This window comes from Marinobacter guineae, from assembly GCF_002744735.1.
Taxonomy (GTDB): Bacteria; Pseudomonadota; Gammaproteobacteria; order Pseudomonadales; family Oleiphilaceae; genus Marinobacter; species Marinobacter guineae.
Window position 1 is genome coordinate 52,088 of record NZ_KZ319341.1, and the last position, 20,898, is coordinate 72,985.

Annotated in this window: 21 protein-coding genes and 1 pseudogene; 11 read left to right on the top strand and 11 right to left on the bottom strand. The window is 55.3% G+C overall.

Annotated elements, in window-relative coordinates:
- The first annotated feature begins 81 nt into the window (after positions 1–81).
- The 5 genes from CLH62_RS14595 (at position 82) to CLH62_RS14615 (ending at position 6,616) form a co-directional block, all read left to right on the top strand.
- Complete coding sequence (locus CLH62_RS14595; RefSeq protein ID WP_099618938.1) at positions 82–792, top strand: hypothetical protein; 711 nt, start codon at positions 82–84, stop codon at positions 790–792.
- A 347-nt stretch (positions 793–1,139) separates the two neighbouring features.
- On the top strand, positions 1,140–2,117 hold the full coding sequence (locus tag CLH62_RS14600) for a coiled-coil domain-containing protein (protein WP_099618939.1): 978 nt from the start codon (positions 1,140–1,142) through the stop codon (positions 2,115–2,117).
- Positions 2,118–2,719: 602 nt separating this feature from the next.
- Entirely contained in the window at positions 2,720–5,485 is a 2,766-nt protein-coding gene (locus tag CLH62_RS14605; RefSeq protein ID WP_170005813.1) for a phage tail tape measure protein, read from the top strand.
- Between the two features lie 237 nt (positions 5,486–5,722).
- Positions 5,723–5,983, top strand: coding sequence for a hypothetical protein (locus tag CLH62_RS14610; protein WP_099618941.1), 261 nt, complete (start codon positions 5,723–5,725; stop codon positions 5,981–5,983).
- Between the two features lie 156 nt (positions 5,984–6,139).
- Positions 6,140–6,616: a hypothetical protein gene (locus CLH62_RS14615; protein ID WP_099618942.1), complete on the top strand. Its 477-nt coding sequence runs from the start codon at positions 6,140–6,142 to the stop codon at positions 6,614–6,616.
- Positions 6,617–6,698: 82 nt separating this feature from the next.
- On the opposite strand, the gene CLH62_RS14620 is transcribed toward CLH62_RS14615, so the two are convergent.
- The 5 genes from CLH62_RS14620 to CLH62_RS21140 form a co-directional block, all read right to left on the bottom strand.
- Complete coding sequence (locus CLH62_RS14620) at positions 6,699–7,154, bottom strand: DUF4124 domain-containing protein (RefSeq protein ID WP_099618943.1); 456 nt, start codon at positions 7,152–7,154, stop codon at positions 6,699–6,701.
- Between the two features lie 431 nt (positions 7,155–7,585).
- A complete protein-coding gene (locus CLH62_RS14630) occupies positions 7,586–8,050 on the bottom strand; it encodes an RNA polymerase sigma factor (protein WP_099618945.1) in 465 nt (154 codons plus the stop codon).
- A 1,044-nt stretch (positions 8,051–9,094) separates the two neighbouring features.
- Complete coding sequence (locus CLH62_RS14640; protein ID WP_099618947.1) at positions 9,095–9,592, bottom strand: hypothetical protein; 498 nt, start codon at positions 9,590–9,592, stop codon at positions 9,095–9,097.
- A complete protein-coding gene (locus CLH62_RS14645; protein ID WP_099618948.1) occupies positions 9,589–9,912 on the bottom strand; it encodes a hypothetical protein in 324 nt (107 codons plus the stop codon). Before CLH62_RS14645 ends, CLH62_RS14640 begins: the two co-directional genes overlap by 4 nt.
- A gap of 68 nt (positions 9,913–9,980) precedes the next feature.
- Positions 9,981–10,157, bottom strand: coding sequence for a hypothetical protein (locus tag CLH62_RS21140; protein ID WP_170005814.1), 177 nt, complete (start codon positions 10,155–10,157; stop codon positions 9,981–9,983).
- Between the two features lie 443 nt (positions 10,158–10,600).
- Between CLH62_RS21140 and CLH62_RS14650 the strand changes: the two genes are divergently transcribed.
- Complete coding sequence (locus tag CLH62_RS14650; RefSeq protein WP_228152866.1) at positions 10,601–13,327, top strand: mechanosensitive ion channel domain-containing protein; 2,727 nt, start codon at positions 10,601–10,603, stop codon at positions 13,325–13,327.
- A gap of 86 nt (positions 13,328–13,413) precedes the next feature.
- Here CLH62_RS14650 and CLH62_RS14655 read toward each other — a convergent pair whose 3' ends face one another.
- Positions 13,414–13,593, bottom strand: coding sequence for a hypothetical protein (locus CLH62_RS14655; protein ID WP_099618949.1), 180 nt, complete (start codon positions 13,591–13,593; stop codon positions 13,414–13,416).
- A gap of 79 nt (positions 13,594–13,672) precedes the next feature.
- Positions 13,673–13,876, bottom strand: coding sequence for a CsbD family protein (locus tag CLH62_RS14660; protein WP_099618950.1), 204 nt, complete (start codon positions 13,874–13,876; stop codon positions 13,673–13,675).
- A gap of 391 nt (positions 13,877–14,267) precedes the next feature.
- Here CLH62_RS14660 and CLH62_RS14665 point away from each other — a divergent pair, with 391 nt between their 5' ends.
- Positions 14,268–14,816, top strand: a complete 549-nt coding sequence (locus CLH62_RS14665) for an outer membrane beta-barrel protein (protein WP_099618951.1) — start codon at positions 14,268–14,270, stop codon at positions 14,814–14,816.
- Between the two features lie 6 nt (positions 14,817–14,822).
- Here the strand turns inward: CLH62_RS14665 and CLH62_RS14670 are convergent, their stop codons facing one another.
- Together CLH62_RS14670 and CLH62_RS14675 are read right to left on the bottom strand one after the other, a co-directional pair.
- A complete protein-coding gene (locus tag CLH62_RS14670) occupies positions 14,823–15,575 on the bottom strand; it encodes a matrixin family metalloprotease (protein ID WP_211285784.1) in 753 nt (250 codons plus the stop codon).
- A 118-nt stretch (positions 15,576–15,693) separates the two neighbouring features.
- Positions 15,694–16,344, bottom strand: a complete 651-nt coding sequence (locus CLH62_RS14675; RefSeq protein ID WP_211285786.1) for a DUF2254 family protein — start codon at positions 16,342–16,344, stop codon at positions 15,694–15,696.
- 270 nt (positions 16,345–16,614) lie between these two features.
- On the opposite strand from CLH62_RS14675, the gene CLH62_RS21430 reads away from it, so the two are divergent.
- The 3 genes and pseudogenes from CLH62_RS21430 (at position 16,615) to CLH62_RS14690 (ending at position 18,954) form a co-directional block, all read left to right on the top strand.
- Entirely contained in the window at positions 16,615–16,923 is a 309-nt protein-coding gene (locus CLH62_RS21430) for a hypothetical protein (RefSeq protein ID WP_099618953.1), read from the top strand.
- A pseudogene (locus CLH62_RS14685) lies at positions 16,868–17,563 on the top strand (catalase); the annotation flags it as partial. The gene CLH62_RS21430 and the pseudogene CLH62_RS14685, both read left to right, overlap by 56 nt.
- 113 nt (positions 17,564–17,676) lie before the next feature.
- On the top strand, positions 17,677–18,954 hold the full coding sequence (locus tag CLH62_RS14690) for a DUF2254 domain-containing protein (protein ID WP_099618954.1): 1,278 nt from the start codon (positions 17,677–17,679) through the stop codon (positions 18,952–18,954).
- Here the strand turns inward: CLH62_RS14690 and CLH62_RS14695 are convergent.
- Together CLH62_RS14695 and CLH62_RS14700 are read right to left on the bottom strand one after the other, a co-directional pair.
- On the bottom strand, positions 18,907–20,280 hold the full coding sequence (locus tag CLH62_RS14695; RefSeq protein WP_099618955.1) for a diguanylate cyclase domain-containing protein: 1,374 nt from the start codon (positions 20,278–20,280) through the stop codon (positions 18,907–18,909). The genes CLH62_RS14690 and CLH62_RS14695 overlap by 48 nt on opposite strands.
- 82 nt (positions 20,281–20,362) lie before the next feature.
- Complete coding sequence (locus tag CLH62_RS14700) at positions 20,363–20,629, bottom strand: GlsB/YeaQ/YmgE family stress response membrane protein (protein WP_099619479.1); 267 nt, start codon at positions 20,627–20,629, stop codon at positions 20,363–20,365.
- Between the two features lie 43 nt (positions 20,630–20,672).
- Here CLH62_RS14700 and CLH62_RS20980 point away from each other — a divergent pair, with 43 nt between their 5' ends.
- Positions 20,673–20,894: a hypothetical protein gene (locus CLH62_RS20980; protein WP_143752375.1), complete on the top strand. Its 222-nt coding sequence runs from the start codon at positions 20,673–20,675 to the stop codon at positions 20,892–20,894.
- The last annotated feature ends 4 nt before the right edge of the window (positions 20,895–20,898 follow it).

Genomic DNA, 20,898 nt, shown 5'->3' on the forward strand with positions numbered 1-20,898 from the left:
TCCCCGACTGTTTGAACCGGGAGTGAACCAAACTCCAGGCATTGGACACCCTCGGCGCCACGACCATGAACGGAACGACCCATGGATGACATACGCATATTTGAATCAACGCAGGGGCCAGCCGAAAAGCCCAGTGATGAAGATCTGGCCGGAGACATTGCAGAGCAGTTAATCGAGGCCCTGACCGGCTGGACTGCACAGGCCGACGGCCGGTTGCCGGAAGCGGCTCAATTGGATATCCAGCTCGACCGCGCCGAATGGATAGACGCCCGCAACCCGGCACACGCCATTCATGAGCTGCACCGAATCGGCAATCAACTCCCCCGGCACCTACCCGCCACCTCCGTCTCTGTGGACTGGACAGAGGGCGAGTTGAACGCCTACCGGCTCCTGACTGGCATCAGAGCTTGCAGCGACTCCTTGAAGGCCGTCTCAGCCGAGCCCGATGAGCTGGTCTCAATAGCCAAATCCTTTCTGGATCTCGGCGTGATCGTTACGCAGGCGCACGTTCAACCGTGGGAGAAGTACGCAACCAGGGCAATGAAAAATGAGATCAGCCTGACCAGTGCAAACCGTGGCACACCGCCGGACTCAGCCAATGCCAAGCGAAGGCTTAACAGGGAGCAAGAGATTGCGATGTGGCGGAGCGATGCCGAGAAGCTACGCGAAGAAAACTCTCGGTTGAAGGACACAGCAATCGCCAGGCTTCTTCGGAAGCGTTACGGCATGGAGCCCCGACAGGAGCAAACGATACGAAAGAAAATCAGACGTGAGAAACAAAACTCATACTGAATAGCAGAAAGTTGGTAAGGCCTGCTATGTACCAACTCTGTTTTATTGAAATCATACCCTCAGCCGAACATCACGGCGGTTCAATGGGACCAAGAGGGTTAATCAATGAACAGCGCATTACCAACACTAGAGCGAACAGTAGACTCCCCCACCCTCCTGACACTGAACCAACTCTGTGAAGTTGAGCCCGCTCTGACACCAGGCGGCGTTCGCTACCTCTTATCTAATTGCGGACACGATATTCCCGGCGTCTACCGGTTCGGCCGTCGAATCCTATTCGACCGTGCTGAATTCGTGGAGGCCATCAAGCAAGGCAAAACCGCCACCATCACACGGAGAACGCCCCTATGAAAAAGCTGACCGCTTCCCAGCGCTTTGATCGCCTGAGAGAACTTGAAGCCCACCGGGAAGAGCTGACCCAAAAGGCGAATGACCTGAATGGTCAAATCCAGCAGTGCGCCGGTCGAAAGCAGAAGCTAGAGGAGGATCTGCGTTGGGATACAGGCACGCGTCCGGCTCACGCCTATGCCACCAGGCCCGCACGAAAAGGCGAGATCGATCAGATGAAAAGCGATATTCAGGGGCTTGCGCTGCAGATCGAAGAGTTGGAAACAGAATATAAGCCAATCCAGGCTGAGCTGGCGGAAATTGAGGGCGAGTATGAATCACTCAAGAACAATCCAGGCAAGGTAACGCTGGCGGATCTGGGGAAAGCCCGGGAGGCCATCTCCAAGGCCAGCGCAGAAATGGCACGGATTGAAAAAGCGAGCGAAGAGGCCGGCTCACGTGTCCCCGACGGCCAGATCGAAAAACTGAAGAACTTGCTTGAGGAAGCAGCTGCCGAGCGGGATCTTCTCGCCACCGACGTAGATCTCGGTGAAGGTTCAGAGGGCGACTTGAAAAAGGCCAGCACGAAATTGGCCGGCTTGAAGAAGCAGCTGGCGGAACTGGAAGAGGCCTCCAGTCTTGCAGAGGCTACCGGTCGGGGATACTCACACCGCCTCGATCGGCTCGCAGATGAGAAATCCGCTGCTGAAAAGGAGTTTTCGTGTCTTCTGACTTTATATGCCCGAGACCTCTTCGAAGAAGACGTTAATCGCCTGGGGTCCGCTCTCGAAGAAATTGAAACCGCGTTCTCTGGGCTAATCGTTGCTAACGAACTTTCCGAGCGACATGGCGATGGCTCCACATTCGCAATCATGACCCGCAGCGCCAGGGTGGACCTGCCCCACATTCCAGGGCTCGACCATAATTCGGTAGAGCCACAACCAGAGGCCATCGAGAAGCGTGTGGCGGAGATTCTGACAAAAATCGATAAGGGCTGAGGCGCTGGAGAAGTGGCCGGCCCTGGCTGGCTACTCCCTGAGAACCGAAAGGCGGCAAGGTACGGGAGAGCAGGCAAAATGATTCACAGCATAGGCCAGGACACCGACGGTTACCGGTTCAGGTTTGAAAGCCTACCTCCCCCCTGGCTTTCCCCTTACCCGGGTCCCGGCGAACTCAGCCCCTTTCCTGGCCGGCTTCCTCTTTGTCCTCTTTATCCGCCAGCGATCAAAGTGAAGTCTTGCAACTGTGATCCTGTGCAAAGCATCCAGCACCAAATTAACGACGCCGCATCGCGCCGAAAAACTCCGCGAAGAAATGGCGGCCGATCCACATCACTTGCTGTTCAGCGCCTTCGAAGCGCTCACGCCATTTATGTGAGCCTGAATTTGCCGGGGGACCCTGGCCGTCTGGCCAGCCCGCGGGGGCGGCGCATCCACGCGGTATTCGGAAAATTTTTGCGCATGCATGACGCCTCACCAGATGAAAACAAAACCACTAATAAAAACAACGAATTAGAATTGTGCCGGCTGGGGAATAAGGCGCGGGAATTTTGCGAAAACGACACAGACGAATTTCCCGACTTTCTCAGAGGCCGATGACTATGGCAGATAAAACGAAAACCATTGAAATCATTTTCGGTGGCGTCGATAAAACCGGAACTGCTATCAGCTCGGTAGGCAGGAACCTGGACACGCTTACCAATAAGGCCGGCGATATTACGGGCCCGCTGGCGGGTATTTCTGACAGTATTCTGAAACTGGACGCGGCTCTGGCTGCCCTGGGCGTGGCCGCCCTGGCGTTCGCCACGAAAGAGGCGGTGACTTTTGAGGCCGCCCTGATTGACCTGCAAAAGGTCATGGACGAAGGCGAGGGAGACGCGAAGGACTACGCCGACCAGTTCAGCGAACTTTCCAGCCGGTTTGGTGTGGACGCAGGCTCCATCATTCAAAGCACCGCCGATTTCCGCCAGGCCGGATACAATATTGACGAGTCGTTAACGCTTGTTGAACAGTCGCTGCTGGCGGTTAACGCCGCCGACCTGACAACCGCTCAATCCAGTGAGTTGCTTATCGGTACGCTCGCCGGCTTCCAGGCCCCGGCATCGAAAGCGGCCAACCTTCTGGACGTACTGAACGGTGTATCCAACAAGGCCGGCGCCTCTGTTGCGCAACTCGGTGACGGCTTCCGGATATTGGCCCCAGTCGCAAACACCCTGGGTCTGTCATTTGCAGAAACCGCCGCGTTGCTGACGCCGGTTGTTGAGGTTACGCGCTCAGGCACCGAATCTGCCAACGCCCTAAAGACCGCCATCAGCAACCTTATAAAGCCCACCAAAGAGCGGTATGCGCTGCTGGTTAACGAGCTTGGAATTCAGCTTGAAATTGACGGAAAGCGCCGAGAAACAAAGGATGTTCTTTACGATCTGATTTCCGCCACGAAAGACCTGGACAGCAACGAAAAGCAGCGGGTTGCAACAATTATTGCCGGCGCCGAACAAATGAGCCGGTTTATTGCCGTGCTTAACGGCGCTGAGCGATCTGAAGAAATACTGAAAATCGCCATGGAGTCCAGCGGCTCAGCCCTGGAAGAGTTTGAGGTTAAAACCCGCTCCGCTGAATTTGCGCTGAAGCAGCTGAGGTCGGCCTTTACCACTGCAGCCGCCACCGCTGGCATGGAGTACATCGACCAGACCAAGGCGGTAACCCAGGCAACCACTAGCTTGGTTGACTCATTCCGTGAAGCGATTCAGGGTGACAACGCGGCCCAACTCTTTGACGTTCTCAGAGGTGGCCTCGAGTCCTTCGCCCAACAGGTGAACATTATCGCCGAGAATCTCCCGGAAGCCTTCGAGGGCCTGGACTTCTCGCAGCTGCTCACCGCCTTTGACGGTTTGAGCGATGAGTTGGGGGACGCGTTCGAGGCTGTGTTCGGAACCGTGGACCTTTCAACCGTCGAGGGGCTGGAGAGCGCCCTGCAGAAAGTCGTTGATGCCTTCACCGCCCTGGTGAATGTTTCCTCCGGCATTGTGAGCGGGCTGGAGCCGCTGTTCACCGCGATCGGGGCCGGCATTGAAGAATTTCAAGATCTCGACACAGCCACCCAACAAAGCATTGGTGAACTACTCGGCATCGCAAAGGCCATTGATACCGTTCTGCCGGCTCTCGGCGCCCTGGGTGGCGGACTGGAATCAGTGGGTAATGGCCTGGTAGCGCTGGCCGGTGCGCAAGGCTTCAAGGCCCTGCTGGGCAATCTCGGCGCCGTTCAAGGCATTGCGGCCGCAGCCGGTAAAGGCGGGCTCATTGGTCTTGCTCTGGCTGGCGGATATGGCGTAGGGACACTGATTAACGAATACGTCATTGAGCCGATGGAAAAGGCGTTCGGAACCTCTATCGGCTCCTGGCTCTATGAGCAGTTCAACGCCGAGGAAATCGAGAAGATTAAGAATCAGCTCAAGCCGCTGACCGAAGAGGAGGAAAAGCTCGCCAAACAGACCAGCGAGCTCAGAGATCTTAACGAGCGGCTGGCCGAGAAGTTGAAAGATACAGGCGACGCATCCGAAGACACGCAGAAATCCTGGCAGGACTACGCGAACGAACTGGTAAACGCTGCCAACAAGCAGAACGACCTCAACGACGCTATCGGGGGCGCAGGGGAAAAGCTCAACCGCTCAGGTAATGCGATCGACCAACTGACGGACAAGGCCAGCAAGAACGGGGACGCACTCGGGGACGTTGGAGAGACCACCAGGAAGCTGGCGGAAGATAACAAGACCCTCACGCTGGGTTATGACAAGGCAACCGGCAAGGTTAACAGCTGGTCCGGCACGATGGTGAAGTCCAACAAGACCCTGGACGATGCCGCCGAGAAAACAAACAAGGTTCTCAAAGAAACCGAAAGCTACCGGCTCGAACTGGAGAAAATCGACAGTAACGAGCGCATCAAAACGATTGAAGCTGTTGTGTCTCTGGATATTGCCGAAGCCGAGGCCAACGCCAAAAAGGTAGTGGCGCTGGCGGAATCCATAACCAGCACCTTCAGCGACTCCACCGAGTTGGTGGGCGATTTGTTCAATCTTTTCGCTGAGGCCGACAACTTCCGAGATAAGTGGAAAATTACCGACCAGATCAAGAACGAAAACAAGCTTCGGGACGAGCAAATGAAGTTGCAGAAAAAGCTCACTGAGGCACAGATCGATAACATCAGGGAGAGAACCAAGCGCCTGGCCAAAGGGGACGCCCTGATTAAGGTAAACGGTGAGGGCCTGGCCCCGCACCTGGAAGCCTTTATGTTCGAGATCCTGCAGGAAATCCAAGTACGCGTTAACGCAGACGGTGAGGAGATGCTGCTCGGATTGAGTGGAGGTTAACCAGAATACTCTCTGTTGAAACTCCTCCAGGGACAAGCAGAGGTATAGGCTCTGGCACATGGTCACCAAAATGTGCACGCGGCAGCTGAAGGCTGTGCGCTCAAGGATGAGTGCTGGTGGTGGCAGAGACACCCGGCAAAAACATCCTGCGGCCCGGTCAGAACCAGCCGGGCTGATGTTGGCAGGCCATCCGAAAAAAACTGCCGCCTTTTTCTCTACTGACAAACGGGAGCCACCATGACCAGCGATGAGTTTGCCAAGCGATTTCAGAGCCACCCTCTGGGGTGGAACTTTCAGAACCTTGAAACCACTGAAAGCATCGAAAATCTGGAGAAAACTGTGTCCATCACCGAGGGCATTCTGTTTTTGCTTGAATACCAGGGGGACATCACCGAAACAGAATACGAATTCTTGAGGGAGGCCCTGCAAGGCAATGCTCAGCGAAATATCAGACGCATCGAGAAAACCAACAGCTCAGGCACAAAGACGCGGCAATAACCCGCAGGCCCTTCACCTCTATCTGGTAACCGGCAAAACCGTGTTCTATGTTGACCATAGCGACCATGCCTTTGTCCTGCCGTCTCTGAGCGCGTGTCGATAACCGCAAGCCCGCTAATGTGTGAGCTTGTTTCACAGCGCAAGGAGCAGGGCCAGATGAAAAATGACTCATTTGAGCAAATGTGGACAGAGGTGAAATCCAGCAAGCCGAAACTCTTTTTCCTGATTTTCCTGGTTATCGGAGGCGCCGCTGGAATCATATCCAATGGCCTCAAGCTGCCCGGGCTGACTGAGCAGAGTATTCCCTATTCTTATGATCAACTGATGGACGAGATTTATTTGGCTGGCCTGACCACAGCACAGGCAGCTGAAAAGAAGTCTGAATTCGTGGGTAAACGAGTGAGCTGGCAAGCGACAGTGATAGACGTTGAGGCCGGCACATGGGGCAATACAGTGACGCTAAGCGATGGGCCGGAAAATTCCCTGACTGATTATTTCTTGGAGGGTGTTTCGGATAGCGATGCACTGCAGCTCTCGAAAGAGGATGTGATCAACTTTTCAGGAAACATCGACAGAATCCAGGATGGCGTGGTTACCGGTTACGTGTACCTGACGGATGTCGAAATCAAATAACCTGATCTCCGACCGTCTCCAGGGCAATCGCTCTGTCTGCCACCGCAAGACACAGAGCTATATCTCCCCTTGGGCAACTGGCTCAACGGCACACATTGTTCCTATGCCGCTCTCGGTCCCGGATTTGCTGCTCATAATAACGCTCTTCATTAATGGTGTAGCCTTGCTTTTTCTTGGTGTCCCACCGCTCCCTGGCACTTTGGAGCCGGTTCTCAGCCCCCTGGCAGATATAATCCGGCCGGCTTTGATAATCCTCCCGGATCTCTGTCACCCGCTCTCGATATCTGGCCTCAGCATTCCTCAGAGACGCCCTCTCCCTCTGCCGTTCAAGCTCCCGGGCCTGGCGGATAATATCCGACTCCCGCGAAGCATCATCACCAGTGGATCCTGATTCAATATTCTGGATTTTCACCTCTTCCTTGGTGCCTGGTGGAGGTTGACTGCCAAAGTGCGTGACGCCGCTTTCATCGGTCCATTTGTAGACCTGGGCAATAGCTGGCGGAGTAAAGGCTATGAGCAAAATTAGAATCAGGCGCATGTTACCTCCCTGTATCGGCCTTTATCTCAAAGTAGCACAGAACCGTCCTTCCAGATCGGCCATTGCCTCCGCCTGGGAAATCAGCGATCTAATTGGATGCCTGTTTCAAATTCTTTTCGGAGCTTTTCATAGGCCCGGTGCACCCTCATCCTGAATTTATCTGGGGTAATACCAAGCTCCCGACAGATCCGCTCAGAGCTCCAGAAGGTTTCCGTTCTCTGCCCTGTCACCGGGTCCGCTGTGGCCGTGGTTCGGTTATATGAGCGGGGTTCTGGTGCATGAATTGAGCCGCGGACACTCGCTATATACGACAGCACCTTGAAATTGGTTGTTGTGTGGAGGTCAGCCAACTGCCGCTGCCAGGAGCCTCGCCGCATCAAGCTCTTGGGGCTGGCGGCCTGAATCCATACCGCAACTTGCGGGCAAAAAAATCAGTTGATATTGCCGGCGGCCGCCTCCAGCTCTTTGCCGAGCTTCTTATACCCACGGTGAACCCGCGCCCGGAAGTTTTCTTTAGAAATTCCGAGCTCTCGGCTGATCCTTTCAGAGCTCCAATAGGTTTCTGTTCGCTTTCCCGTTACCGGTTCTTCTGTGATTGTGGTTCGGTTAAGATATGCACGATTGATGAGAACAGCCTGGCGGTATGGCTCATCAATTTTTTCGAGTACCGCGAGCGCCTGGCGATGCTTCGGCTTCCAGTCACCGAGAAGCCAGCCTTTTTTCCAAACCGTGACCGTGGATACTTCGCCTTTCGGAAGCACCCCGCCACAGTCCCGAACCCTCCCAAGAATGCTGGAATTCTGCCAGCCTGCATCTGCGTCCCGAGACATCAATACGTCGAGAGCCAGATCCACAATTGACTCCAGTTTTTCTTTTGTCACTTCCGCCATGGCCATACGATCCTTCCCGTTACTGACGCCAGACACAGAATAGGCAGCACATTTGATTGCCTGGAAGCGCCATAGCGCGACCTCTCTGCCACCTATTCGCTTATGCCCGCAATATTCTGCTGTTATCTGGATTGTTTTACAATTTGTCAGAACGCATAAAGCTGCAGGATGTTCAAACCTTCAGCCCGCTTTGTGGACCTCATAAACCAGGACTCGAATAGAGTGAAAGGATACTGCTGGCGGAGATACGGTTCAGAATCCGGTTTGCGCCTGGCCATGAAGCACCAAATGCCCGGGGAAGCATTGGGGATGCCTCGCTGGAGAAACCGCCGCCGGGTCAAAGGGACGAGCGAAGGTATTCGTGATCGGTGTGCTTGTGCCTTAATGAGTCTGCGTACGCTCGCTATTTGCGGGGACGCCCCTCATTGGTTGTTGTTTCTTCGTTAACCGGCAACCGATCCTGAGAGCAAGTAGCATCTACATATTGGAGCAACACAACCTCACGGATACCACAACCAAGGATTCATGGCAGATAGTCAGGCAAGAAAAAGGGGGGGATCTCCCCCCTCACACCTATACCGGTATCAGATAAGAAAAATCGGGAGGAATGGCTGCCACCATCATCAGGCCTCCGAGAACTAGGCGCCTCATCCATCGAAAACAGCCACGAAACCACTGCTCCGAAACCTCGAGAGCAAGTCGGTATCGCCCTTGCTCTTTCTTCAATGAAAATGCCACTATTGCCATATTGATGATTCTCCATCGCTGGCGGATTATCGATAGGGCGCCACGCTCACTTTGGTCGGTTTGCCGTGGCGCTCTCACTTTGAATCCCTTCTCAACAACTCCTAGTCGCATCGTTGCGCACCGGCGCTGTCTCGTCAATCCTCATAGGTTTACCCATTGTTACTTTTGAACCAAGGTTTTTAATAAGCATGCACGAACGAAAAAACCGCGTAATCACGCGGCTTTCTCGGCAACCAGGCCAGGAATCTATCAAGCAATCTCCCAGCAACCCGTAAGCCCCGGACCAGCCGGGGCTCATTGTTCTCAACGTTTAGTCAGCTTCATTGTGGCCTGCTCTGCCTGCTCCACATTCGATATCAGCTGGCCAACATAGTTTTCCAGAGCAACCCCGCTCAGCTCTGAGCCGCCCTCTCTCGCCCGCTCCAGATACAGCATCATCATCAGCAGCATGGACCGGGTTTGGCTATGAAGCGCCCCAAGGTCATCAACCGGATTCATTAACTGCGTATTGGCTGACTCCTGGGTGGTTGGCTCCCGCTGATAGTTCACGATTTCAGCCGCCGTCTTTTTGATCTCTGCCGTCACCTGGTCATCGTGGGTATCGCACATGGCCTCACAATCACCGCTGGCACTGGCTACCAGATTCCATGCCTGGCTAATCATAGCCCCTATCACCACATCGGGAGAGTCATGCTCAAGCAGGTTATTCAGGTTTTCACGGCTGTTCAGGAAATTGAGCGTAGCCTCAGCATCAAGCAGGCGTGAACGGCAATCAGTCAGACAGCTTGAGAATTTGTTCATGGCTGGCTCCCTGCGTCGGCAAAGGCTTCAGCGCTCCGGGCTGCAGCGTTTCTCAGTTCTCGCACAGCCGCTGTGTCTATACGACAGCACAGGTTATTTATTTGGCCGGAGATAGCTTCCAGGGCATAGATCACTCCCCCGTAGGTGGCGCTGTCCATCGTCCCTTCTTCGTCTTCGTCCTGCTTTATCCGGTCAGAGATGAGTACGGAGGCCAGCCCCCTGATTGCCGATGCTGCCTGCTCCAGTGCATCCAACTCAATTCTTACTTCCGAGGATAGGGTCTCAGGCGTATTGATGATGTTAAGCTTACTGCGTTGCATAGCGAACCTCTCTAGTTGCGTCGCTGTGTAATGGCCCCGGGTCTGTTGCAGCAGATCCGGGGCACCTTTCAGCCTTTCGGCTTTTTCTGCTCGCTCTCCAGCCCCGAAACAATCAACATTCTGACAGCTGCGGAACGGTTAACGGGTTGTTTCATGTAACGTTCAAGCTCGGTTCGGTAACTTTCCACCCGCTCCAGGATATCGGCGGGCAGCTTGACGTTTATGTGTGCGGAGTATTGGCTCATCTCGGCCTCCCTTCGTATTACGTCGTATTACGATAGTAAGAGTTTCTGAATAGTGCAAGAAATTGTTTTGATCTTTGTGACCGGAGATGAATACAGTGGAGCGCAGGCTCAATATCTGGCCTGGAATGCAGCGCGAGAAAATGCGGGTACTTTTGCGGGTACTATGAGGGCACACCATTACTCAACTACATTAAAATCAATTCGTTATGTCATTCCTTTGGCTCCTGCCGGGGGCACCACCCTGACTTACACCCAGATCCACAAAGTACATCGACCTACTGTTCTTAAATAGTTTATACCCAACCCTTCCTCTATCGATGTCCACTGAATCTTGCCGCTGGCGAATCAGTGTCAAAACTGTTGCCTGTGTCATTCCCTGCAACCCTTTTCATAGCTCGTCCAAGTTCCGCGGTGCTAATATGAAATTTAAAATGAAAAGGACCATGATCACCACCCGACGCAAGGAGCGCGACGTCATGAACCGCCAAAGGCTTCGCATCCGCAGCGGCGTTCGGTCATTCTGCCTGATATGGGCGGTTATCCTGTGCTATGCCGCCATGCCATCTCATGCCCAACAAAATAACGAAGAAGGAAGTGGCGCAGAGACGGCCGAGGGAAGTGTCGAGACAACTACCGAAGAAAAAAAAGCAGAACCCGAAGAAGCCAGGCCTGCTGTCCAGCCCGAACTGGAAGCGGAGACCGAAAGTCCGCCCCAAATTCAACTTCCCGACACCGAAACGGCGGATATCCGCCAACAGATTCAGGCCCTGAGAACTTCTCTGGACCAACGCCTGGTTGCAGTTGAATCCACACGCAACCGGCTTTCCTACGCGGAATCACTTCTCAACCGACTTCAAGACGAATACAACAGTTTCGAGCTTCGCCTGGAAAAAGCCGGCCTAAACCTGACCGGCAACTACGCCAATCTCCTTCAGCAGCGGCTTGAGCGACTCCAACGCCAAGGTATTGCGGAGGATCTGATTGGTGACATTGAAAGCCAGTTATCGACAGCGCGCGAAGAGCAACTTCGACTGGAAGAGTTCGAGGCTGTCATCGATCCCGGCGATGATGCCCGCGACCAGCTACGAAGTCAGAGAGCAAGTCTGATCCGCCAACTGCACAAGGCGGTCACCGAACACATCCAGGCTTTGAACGAGTATTTCAGCACGGTATCGGCGCTGAAGGAGCAGGTAGAAGCGTACCAGGTCCTTTTGCAACAGCGCCTGTTCTGGCTCCCCAGTGCTCCGGTTGTAGGAGCGGACACTCTCACAGAGCTTTTCACGGCAGTGGCCTGGTTTGCCGAGCAGTTTCGTCTCGATCCGCTTAACGAAGCGGTTGGTAAATCGGTTAAGGAGCGTGGCGGGCCCATTGCCTTTCTCATCATCCTTCTGGCACTGCTGCTCATCAAGCGACCAGCCTTCAAACGTAACCTCAGTGGCAACAGCCGGTACGTCGGGAATGTTGGCCGTGATCGTATTGAACATACTCTGTATGCGTTCACCAACAGCGTCCTACTGGCACTCCCGGGTGTGCTGGTATTCGCTATCGCGGCGCTTTTGCTAAGGGAGGGCAACGACTTTTTCTCTGCTCTGTCCGGAGGCCTGGCCACTGCGGCAATTGTCACCCTCCTGCTGGCACTGATTCACAACGTGGCCCGCCAGGGTGGATTGGGAGATGCGCATTTCAACTGGCATATCGACTCGCTGCGCGCCCTTCGCCGGGAACTTCCGTTTCTTCTGGCGGTAATCATCCCAATCACCGTTATCATGCCGACCACCGCAACACCCGACGGATCCGAATTCGTAGACAGTCTCGGGCGCTTGCTTTTCACCGCGGTATCCATCGCGCTTTCGACGTTCGCGCATCGCATCATCGGTGCGGTCCGGGCCGACCGGCCAAAGAGCAAGCACCTGTTGGCCCTGCATGTAGTAGCGGTTGCCACACCCCTGGTGCTGGTGGTGGCATCGCTACTGGGATATCACTACACCGCCCTGGAGCTGGAGCGAAACCTGTTCATCAGCATCTGCTGGATAGCCTTCAACGCCATGCTGTTCTACATCGGACTCCGGGCGCTTTCGGTCAGGGAACGTCGTCTGACCCTGGCTCGGCTGCGTGAACGCCGCGAGGCGGAACGTAAGCTCGCGGAAACCAGGGAAGCCGCAGAATCCTCGGGCGAAGGGGTACCGCAAATGCTGGATATGCCGGAAATGGATCTCAAGGATATCAATCAACAGAGTACCGCGCTCTTGCGCATCCTGGTTTCCGTGCTACTCCTTACCGGGCTCTGGTTGCTCTGGGCCAGCCTGATTCCGGCCCTGCAACTGTTCGATAACATCACGCTCTGGACCATTGCCACCGACCTTGATGGCGGCGATCCTCTGCCCATTACCCTGGGGGACCTTCTGCTGGCGCTGTTCGTCGGTGTTGGTACCGTACTCGCTGCCAGAAACCTCCCGGGCACCCTGGAAGTCATGGTGCTCAGCCGGATGAAGCTTGAGCCCGGTACCGGCTATGCCATTACTACCCTTACCACCTATACCCTGGTGTTAATCGGGGTAGTGGTTTTCCTCGGTGTGATCGGGGTGCAGTGGTCCAAACTCCAGTGGCTGGTGGCGGCTCTCGGGGTAGGTTTGGGCTTTGGCCTTCAGGAAATTGTCGCCAATTTTGTGTCCGGCATCATCCTGCTATTCGAACGTCCCATCCGCGTCGGGGATACGGTCACTATTGACGGCATCACCGGGACGGTTTCACGTATCCGCATTCGTGCCACTACGCTGGTCGACTGGGACCGCAAGGAGCAGATCATTCCCAACAAAACCTTCGTGACCCAGGATCTGACCAACTGGACGCTGTCTGACTCGATCACGCGCGTCATACTGCAAGTCGGCGTTGCCTACGGCTCCGATATGGACCAGGTGCAGGAACTGCTTACAGAGGTGGCTCAGAACAACGAACGGGTCGTGGATGATCCAGCACCCGCGGTGTTCTGCGTCGGCCTGGGAGATAGCCGTATTGATTTCGAGCTGCGGGTGTTTGTGAAAGATCCCCTGGACATTATGCCCCTGTCCCACGAGATCAACGCCGCCATTACTCGCACCCTCCATGAGGCAGGCATTGAGATTCCCTTCCCTCAGCGGGATATTCACGTGCGGACAATTGCGGATACGTGAACCGTAAGATAACGCGCGAAAACGAGGATGGCGTGATTTCACGTCATCTCCATTCTCATTTTTTACTCTTCAATCAGATCGTAGCATTAGTCATTTTGCTTCTTCTTGGCGTCGTCGTTGATCTCGCCTAACACGGTTTCATCCTTACCATGCTTCCTGGGCTTACCCTTGTCCGGAGTGGTTTTGTCGTCGGCCGTCTTTTCGGCACCTTCTCTTCCCTTCGCTCTCTCGCCGCTTGCACTTACGTTGACTTGGTTCTTGTTCATGAGCTGATCTCCCGTTGATCGTTTCGTTTGAGCACTGCCTAACCCTGAACTCATAAACCGTCAGGGTCAGGAGCCCAAGTCAGTGCTTTGCGGCCTCTTCAAACTTTTTAACCTGCCTTTCGGCTTCTTCTCTCGAAACACCGTAGGCTTGTTGAATCTCTCCCGCCAACTGGTCCCGCTTGCCGGCAATCTCGTCAAGCCGATCATCGGTCAACTTGCCCCACTGTTCTTTCACTCTACCCTTGAGCTCTTTCCAGTTGCCTTCAATGGTGTCCTTGTTCATCTTTCTCTCCTTTGGCCTGATCGCCGGTTAGTAAAATCGCTGGACGGAAATTCGCATAACGCAAATGTCACTCCATCGCCCTGTCAGATTCCCTTCTAACCGGGTTCATGTCTGTGCGTTATCAGACACAGGCATATAGATTCGAGTCAGCCGTGTGCTGCATCAGCTTGAGTCATGAGGATTAACACACAGAAACACCCGGAAGCGCCTATCAGCTATTGGCATTCTGTGTGCGCTGACGCACAGACGGCCGAGCGGCCAGGCAGCGATGCTCAACGTGTGCCTTCGCGCCGGTTGACTGCCGTAGTAGCCGTCGCGTCACGTTCCGCGTCAGGTATGCAATGGCGCATTAAGGAAATGCAATCTGAACAATGCAAGCAAGGAGCCTCTTATGATCAGATTCAAGACTGCGGCAATCACTGTCTGCCTTCTCGGTGCACTACCCCTGGCAGTATCCGCACAATCCTCACAGTTCGGCCCTGATCAGGGCGATCGGGAATTCTCCCTCTCCGGGACCGGCAGTAACGACCGGGATTTCAATAGCGGTAGCTTCGGCGTGACCGGTGATCTGGGCTGGTATCTTCGGGATAACGTGGTAGGCGGTGTCCGGCAAAGCGTCAATTTCGCCGATATTGAGGGCGAAGGCGTTACTGATGATTTCTGGAACGGCTCAACCCGTGGCTACCTCGACTATCAGTTTCTTAACGATCGCGCGCGACCCTTCGTTGGCGGTAGCCTCGGCGGCATTTATGGCGACGGAGTCAAGGACAGCGCCTTCGCTGGCTTGGAAGCGGGTATAAAGTACTACGTGCAGACCAAGACCTATTTCCTCGCTCGCGCCGAGTATCAGTTCCTGTTCAGCGACACAGATGATGCTACCGATGCGTTCCAGGACGACGGTATCTGGGCCTATACGGTAGGTCTGGGTTACAACTTCTGAACCATTTCAAAGTGCTGGCTTGAAGATATCGGAGTCGGGGCCATTGGCCAGCCGTTCGCCTTTGGCGCCACGCCCATAGAGCCGCTGGATGCCGCGCAGATCGCCGGGCTGTAGCTCGGCGAACGCTTCGGTGTAGCGAAATCCCATCACCTGCCCGGATGGCCCCGGGTGGTCCAGGCCAATGGCATGCCCGATTTCGTGAATCAGTGTGTAGCGGATGTCGTAGACGTCCTTGTCGCCGTCAAACCCGGTCTTCCACTTCTGCTCGGGGTTCAGGCACACAAGCGACTGTGCGATGGCGCGCACGCCCTCTTTCTCTTCGGGGCCATAGGATACATTCGCGAAGGCCCGCATGCGCGGCTGGCCCTGCGCACCCAGAATGATATCCGCATCCCTGACATCGGCGACCCGGTGGAATGACAGATCAGCAGCGCGTTCCCAAACCCGAAACGCCGCTTCCGTCTCCTGCACCAGCTTCTCGAAGGGGAGATCCGGCCCGGAAAGTTCCTGCATTGGCACAAGGTCACGACAGTTGCGGGCATCATCGAACCGCAGTGTTCCGTCGGCAAAGGCGTAGCTGATGCTCGCCCCCATCCCTAACCTCTGCTCGCCCCACTTGACTGTGTAACCGTCCAGTTTAAGCAGCCGGTATCCGCCATCCCTGTCTCCGGCAATCAATGGAAGCGACAGCGACAGGAAGGTTGCCACTATCAGCGTTTTTATGATGTGCCCGAACTGAAAGGGGCGTTCCCGCGGCATCAAGACTCGAATCATTACGAAAGAGTACTGACAGCCTTGGGAGATGTCGGTTGTAGTTTGGTAAAAGAATGTTTATCCGATAACGGTTATCCCAGGCGGGCAAAAGCAAACAACTCGGTCAATGGATGCGGGCGCCGTTCGATCTGTGCGCGCAGCCGACCTGCGCCAAGCATATGGCGGCTGGTGCCTTCAATTCATATTCGTCCTTGAGTGCGGCGCGGCTCAGCCAGCGAACCGGAAAGCTGTGTTGTTTCCGCCAGGCGAATTCGTCAGCCAGGCTTGAAAGGTCAGTGCAATTACTGGCGTAGTAAAGGCTGTCGCAGGTAGCGAAATCGACATCTCCGACCTCCTGGGCCAGTTCCCCGATCTCACTGATCGCGCGCAAACTGGATTGATAGGCCAGCAGCGCTGAGGCCTCGTCATAGCGCTTGGCCGCCTGTTCGTCGGTAGGCATCCTCAACAGGATGACCAGCACCGCCACGACGCCCGCCGACATGAACGCCAGCAAATTACGCTGGAAACGGTCGTCCAGGAAGATCAGCAGCGTCCGGGGCGAGAAGTGCGCGGCCATGAGGCCAACCACAACGGTGCGCATCCACAGGCCAAAAACCGCGACCGTGATCAGGCCACTGGTTACCGAACCCAGCAGAACCCGCGCGCCAGCGATGGTGCCAAGCTCGACTGGCGGGGGCCAAAACCACGCGGTGTCCACCGCCAATGCCGCCAGGCCCACGCCCAGGCCGGCAGCCATGGCTACGCCCATCGCCATCGTAATCTCGCCCATTCGGAGAGTAGTTAAGCGCGCTCGTGGCCCGCCACGGCTAGTCTGCGTCATGCTGCCAGTGCTCCTGGCTGTGGCCGAGTGGCGTGCGGTACTTTTCATCAACCCATCAACGAACCGCCCATCGACGAATCGCAACGTTTCTCGCCGCTCCGTTTGCTTGCGCACAGAGAGCTCCCGCCAACCGCGTGATACTCGATAGTCAGAGGTCGTCAAGACGATACGAGCTTCAGCCTCCACCTTTCTCGGAGAAGACCCATGGCTACGAAAAAGAAATCTGCCCAGGGAGTTCCGGGCGTGCTCAGAACCAACGACATAGTCGCGAAGCAAGCCGTCGTAAGCGATGATTTCGTCGCTGCAATGCCCCATAACAACATCAAGGAACTCGAGCACGGTCACCAAAATGCCATAGCGCCGCCGACCGGGGAGACGGTAAAACCGGGCTCCAGCAAGCTGACCGCAAGCACAACCACTGAGGAAACCGGAACCGAAAAAACCGGCGGCCCCGTTCGCCGAGAAAGGCAAAACCACACCGGTGTTCGTGCGCTTTTCCACCGTCGCCGGTGAACGCGGATCGAAAGATACCGCACGAGACGCCCGTGGTTTCGCGGTGAAGTTCTATACTGACGAAGGCAACTGGGATCTTGTCGGAAACAACATTCCCGTCTTCTTTATTCAGGATGCGATGAAGTTTCCGGATCTGGTTCATGCCGTCAAGCCAGAGCCGCATCACGGCATGCCTCAGGCAGCGTCGGCCCATGACACTTTCTGGGACTTTGTCTCACTGATGCCGGAATCCACTCACATGCTGATGTGGGTGATGTCGGATCGCGGGATACCGCGCAGCTATCGAATGATGCAAGGCTTTGGCGTTCACACCTTTCGCCTGGTCAACGATCAGGGTGAATCCGTGTTCTGCAAGTTCCACTGGACGCCACTCCCGGGAACCCACTCTCTGGTCTGGGACGAAGCGGTGAAAATTTCTGGCGCGGACCCCGATTTTCATCGACGGGATTTGTGGGAAGCCATTGAATCCGGCGAATTCCCTGAATGGGAGCTGAGGCTGCAGATATTCACGGAGGAGCAAGCCGAGAGCTTCAGCTTCTATCTGCTGGACTCGACCAAGATTGTGCCGGAGGAACTCGTGCCGGTCACGCCCGTCGGGCGTATGGTTCTGAACCGCAATCCTGATAACTTCTTCGCGGATGGGACAGCCTGCTTCGGGCCCTGAGCCTGCCGTCCCCAGAGCGATGGGGCGTGGCTATACTCTTCTTGCGAAGCCCTTAAGCAAATCTGTAAATAACCACATAGGAGGCAATCATGGCCCAATCACCGCTATTGAGCTCCGACAGACTGCGTTTTGTGTTCAGTCAGATTAAAGAGCGTTTGTGGGTCAAGCCACTGGTACTTTGCGTGCTTTCTATTGGTGGCGCATTCATTGCCAAGCTGGCTGACGATTTGGGTCTTGCCAGCGTTTTGCCGGAAGTTACCCTGGAATCCGTCGAGTCCTTACTGTCCATCATGGCGTCCAGCATGCTGGTTATTGCGACCTTTGCGGTAGGCTCCATGGTTGCTGCTTATGCATCCGCCAGTGCTGGTGCGACACCTCGTTCCCTGCCACTGGTTATTGCTGATGATGTTACCCAGAACGCACTGTCTGCGTTTATCGGCGCCTTCATCTTTAGTATTGTTTCCCTGATAGCCATCCAGAATGACATGTTTGACTCTGCAGGCCAGTTTGCAATCTTCGTGCTTACACTTCTGGTGTTTGCCATTGTCATCATCACCTTTGTTCGCTGGGTCGACAGAATTGCCCGGCTGGGCCGGGTGGTGAACACCATGGAGAAAGCGGAAAAGGCAGCCGGCGATGCACTTGATCGTCGCCGCCACGCGCCCACGCTAGGCGCATTGAGAGTCTCGCCGCATCAGGCCAGGGATAAGGGCGTGCCCGTGTGTTCTTCGACGGTGGGTTATGTCCAGCATATTGATCTGGAGACCTTACAATCCCGCGCAGAAGCGCTCAATTGCCGTGTGATGGTGACAGTACTGCCTGGTACCTTTGTGACCACCCGCCGCCCGCTGCTTTATGTTGAGGGGGCCCCTGAAGTGTGCAATGAGTTCAAACCAGACGCGTTTACCAGCGCCTTCACGATTGGCTCAAACCGTACCTTCGAAGATGATCCCCGCTTCGGGCTTCTTGCGTTGTCCGAGATCGCCGACAAGTCCCTGTCGCCTGGCATCAATGACCCGGGAACCGCGATCCATGTCATCGGCACAATGGTACGACTGTTTACGCTTTGGCAATCCCCGCTAGAAAAGGACAGATTACGGGCAATCTCCTATGACCGTGTATCGGTTCCGGAGCTAGTGATCGACGACTTGTTCGACGATGCCTTTACGGCAATCGCCCGTGACGGCGCTGGTATGGTTGAGGTTTCCATCCGACTGCAAAAAGCACTTTCTGCGTTGGCCGAAACAGACGACAGTGCAATGGTCGCCGCCGCCAGAAAACATTCGCGAATGGCACTGGCACGATCAGAGCGCGCAATGTCACTCCCTGAGGATATCGATGCTGTGCGCAGAGCTGCCGGATTCTAATGTGTCGTAAAAACACATCCGGTTTGTACCGGCTTCTTTTGCTTTGTACATGGCATGATCTGCGGCTTGCAGCAGATCAACAGGAGCGGATGCATCCTGGGGATAGAATGAGATTCCGATGCTTACGGAAATCTGGACAGGCTGCTGTGTGGTCTGGAAGGGCCTCGCGAGTGCATCAATAATCGTCTGTGCCACAAGCTCTGCATCCTTGCTCTGCCTGGAACCAGTAAGAATCACGGTAAATTCATCGCCGCCCAGACGGGCAACCGTATCGTCCTCGCGGACACAATCGGTAAGGCGCTCTGCGACGTCACACAGTACACTGTCCCCCGCTTCATGGCCGAGCGAATCGTTAACTTCCTTGAAGCCATCAAGATCCAGGAAAAGCAGCGCAAGAGGAAGGCTACTGCGTTTTGCATGTTTGACTTCTTGTTCCAGCCGATCCAGAAACAGACGTCGATTCGGCAGCCCGGTCAGAGGATCATGGTGGGCGCTGTGCCATATTTTTTCTTCGGCGAGCGCCTGTTCGGTAACATCCCGGAAAATACAGACCGCTGCTTCGGTGTTTCGTTGCTCGTCGAGCACGGGCGCAAGTAAATACTCGAACCTTTCTCCCTGGCCAGAAGCAAATGTGTGGATCAGCTTGCCCCGGTAACTGGACTGATCCGCGATCACCGTTTCCAGGTTGCGTTGGAAGTCCAGGGCGTACGAAAACCCTAGGTCAAAATTGGTCTTTCCTATGATCGCCTCTGGCTTCAGAGTGAAAAGATCCGCAGTGGCCTTGTTGGCATATATAAATCGGCCCTCCGGATCCAGCACATAAATCGGATCAGGCGAAGCGACCAGAATGGCGCCGAACAGTCGGGTTTCCATTTCCTTTACAGTCGCGTAGTGCTCCAGCGATTCGGCGACGGCCTGGTCTATGGCCTCGTGGAACCGGGTAAGGTCGTCAAGCTGCTGCGCGGTCACCTTGGGGGAAGCTTTAGTCCAGAGTGACACCACGCTCGCACGCAGGGCCCGAAACTCGGAAACGGTCTCCATGACACTAAAGCCACTGATGTGTCGGTCGCCACCGTGTATTTCTGCCCAGGACTCTCCCTCCTTCTCCTGCCCACGCCCTTTCGATTTGGCGGCCTGCTCGGAGTCACTCTGCTGTGCATCGAGATCGTCGGCAATGGCCAGAAGCATGTTCCTGGCGTGGTCCCTCAGACCAGTCTTGTTCATATGACTGGCATGAAGGATGGTTTTGGCAAACTCTTCCCAATTCTCAAGAATCGGCTCTATATTGGCCCGGATAAAATCCGCCAATCGCCTATTTTCATGCATTTCTCTGGCTCCCAATAAAAAGCGGAAAGGAACAAGAGAGACGCCTGCCGCCTGGGTGCTACCAAGCATTGGGCGCCGTACCTCAGCCTGCTGAGCTGCGCTGGATCAGCCTCAGGATGGCGAGCAGTATAACTGCGCCGATCAGCGACACGACGAAGCTCATGATGGAAATGCCCTCGTTGATGGATCCCGCGCCAAGCAGCGGCCCGATCAGCCATCCGCCGATCAATGCGCCGACAATGCCGACAACGACGTTGAGGATGATGCCCTGGCTGCCATTGGTACCCATGATCATGCTTGCGATCCAGCCGACCACGCCGCCCATGACGAGCCATATAATGATGCCCATAATTCCTTTCTCCAGATAGTCTCGACGCGAAAGGCGCCAGTTGATGAAGCGTACACTTGCCATTCCGCGGTCACCGTGCGCTACCGCACCCTGGAATCCGGGAAAGTGGTCGATGGCCGGGCGACTCTCGCAGAACGCGCTACACTCTTATGTGGGTTACTGCACCGACCGGGAAGCGCCTCACTGGCTACTGTTCGAAATGCAGCTCATCGGCGCAGCGCGGGCGGAGCACCAGCGTGACAACGGAATGAAATCCAAGCACTGACAGA

Bases quoted from the DNA above. Each gene is read 5' to 3' on its own strand.
- CLH62_RS14610 (WP_099618941.1), top strand. From the start codon at position 5,723: ATGACCAGCGATGAGTTTGCCAAGCGATTTCAGAGCCACCCTCTGGGG.
- CLH62_RS14670 (WP_211285784.1), bottom strand. From the start codon at position 15,575: ATGCCGCGGGAACGCCCCTTTCAGTTCGGGCACATCATAAAAACGCTG.
- CLH62_RS14645 (WP_099618948.1), bottom strand. From the start codon at position 9,912: ATGCAACGCAGTAAGCTTAACATCATCAATACGCCTGAGACCCTATCC.
- CLH62_RS14665 (WP_099618951.1), top strand. From the start codon at position 14,268: ATGATCAGATTCAAGACTGCGGCAATCACTGTCTGCCTTCTCGGTGCA.
- CLH62_RS14640 (WP_099618947.1), bottom strand. From the start codon at position 9,592: ATGAACAAATTCTCAAGCTGTCTGACTGATTGCCGTTCACGCCTGCTT.
- CLH62_RS14660 (WP_099618950.1), bottom strand. From the start codon at position 13,876: ATGAACAAGGACACCATTGAAGGCAACTGGAAAGAGCTCAAGGGTAGA.
- CLH62_RS14595 (WP_099618938.1), top strand. From the start codon at position 82: ATGGATGACATACGCATATTTGAATCAACGCAGGGGCCAGCCGAAAAG.
- CLH62_RS14605 (WP_170005813.1), top strand. From the start codon at position 2,720: ATGGCAGATAAAACGAAAACCATTGAAATCATTTTCGGTGGCGTCGAT.
- CLH62_RS14655 (WP_099618949.1), bottom strand. From the start codon at position 13,593: ATGAACAAGAACCAAGTCAACGTAAGTGCAAGCGGCGAGAGAGCGAAG.
- CLH62_RS14620 (WP_099618943.1), bottom strand. From the start codon at position 7,154: ATGCGCCTGATTCTAATTTTGCTCATAGCCTTTACTCCGCCAGCTATT.
- CLH62_RS21140 (WP_170005814.1), bottom strand. From the start codon at position 10,157: ATGAGCCAATACTCCGCACACATAAACGTCAAGCTGCCCGCCGATATC.
- CLH62_RS14630 (WP_099618945.1), bottom strand. From the start codon at position 8,050: ATGGCCATGGCGGAAGTGACAAAAGAAAAACTGGAGTCAATTGTGGAT.
- CLH62_RS14690 (WP_099618954.1), top strand. From the start codon at position 17,677: ATGGCCCAATCACCGCTATTGAGCTCCGACAGACTGCGTTTTGTGTTC.
- CLH62_RS14615 (WP_099618942.1), top strand. From the start codon at position 6,140: ATGAAAAATGACTCATTTGAGCAAATGTGGACAGAGGTGAAATCCAGC.
- CLH62_RS14700 (WP_099619479.1), bottom strand. From the start codon at position 20,629: ATGGGCATCATTATATGGCTCGTCATGGGCGGCGTGGTCGGCTGGATC.
- CLH62_RS14675 (WP_211285786.1), bottom strand. From the start codon at position 16,344: ATGGCGATGGGCGTAGCCATGGCTGCCGGCCTGGGCGTGGGCCTGGCG.
- CLH62_RS14600 (WP_099618939.1), top strand. From the start codon at position 1,140: ATGAAAAAGCTGACCGCTTCCCAGCGCTTTGATCGCCTGAGAGAACTT.
- CLH62_RS20980 (WP_143752375.1), top strand. From the start codon at position 20,673: ATGAAGCGTACACTTGCCATTCCGCGGTCACCGTGCGCTACCGCACCC.
- CLH62_RS14650 (WP_228152866.1), top strand. From the start codon at position 10,601: ATGATCACCACCCGACGCAAGGAGCGCGACGTCATGAACCGCCAAAGG.
- CLH62_RS14695 (WP_099618955.1), bottom strand. From the start codon at position 20,280: ATGCATGAAAATAGGCGATTGGCGGATTTTATCCGGGCCAATATAGAG.
- CLH62_RS21430 (WP_099618953.1), top strand. From the start codon at position 16,615: ATGGCTACGAAAAAGAAATCTGCCCAGGGAGTTCCGGGCGTGCTCAGA.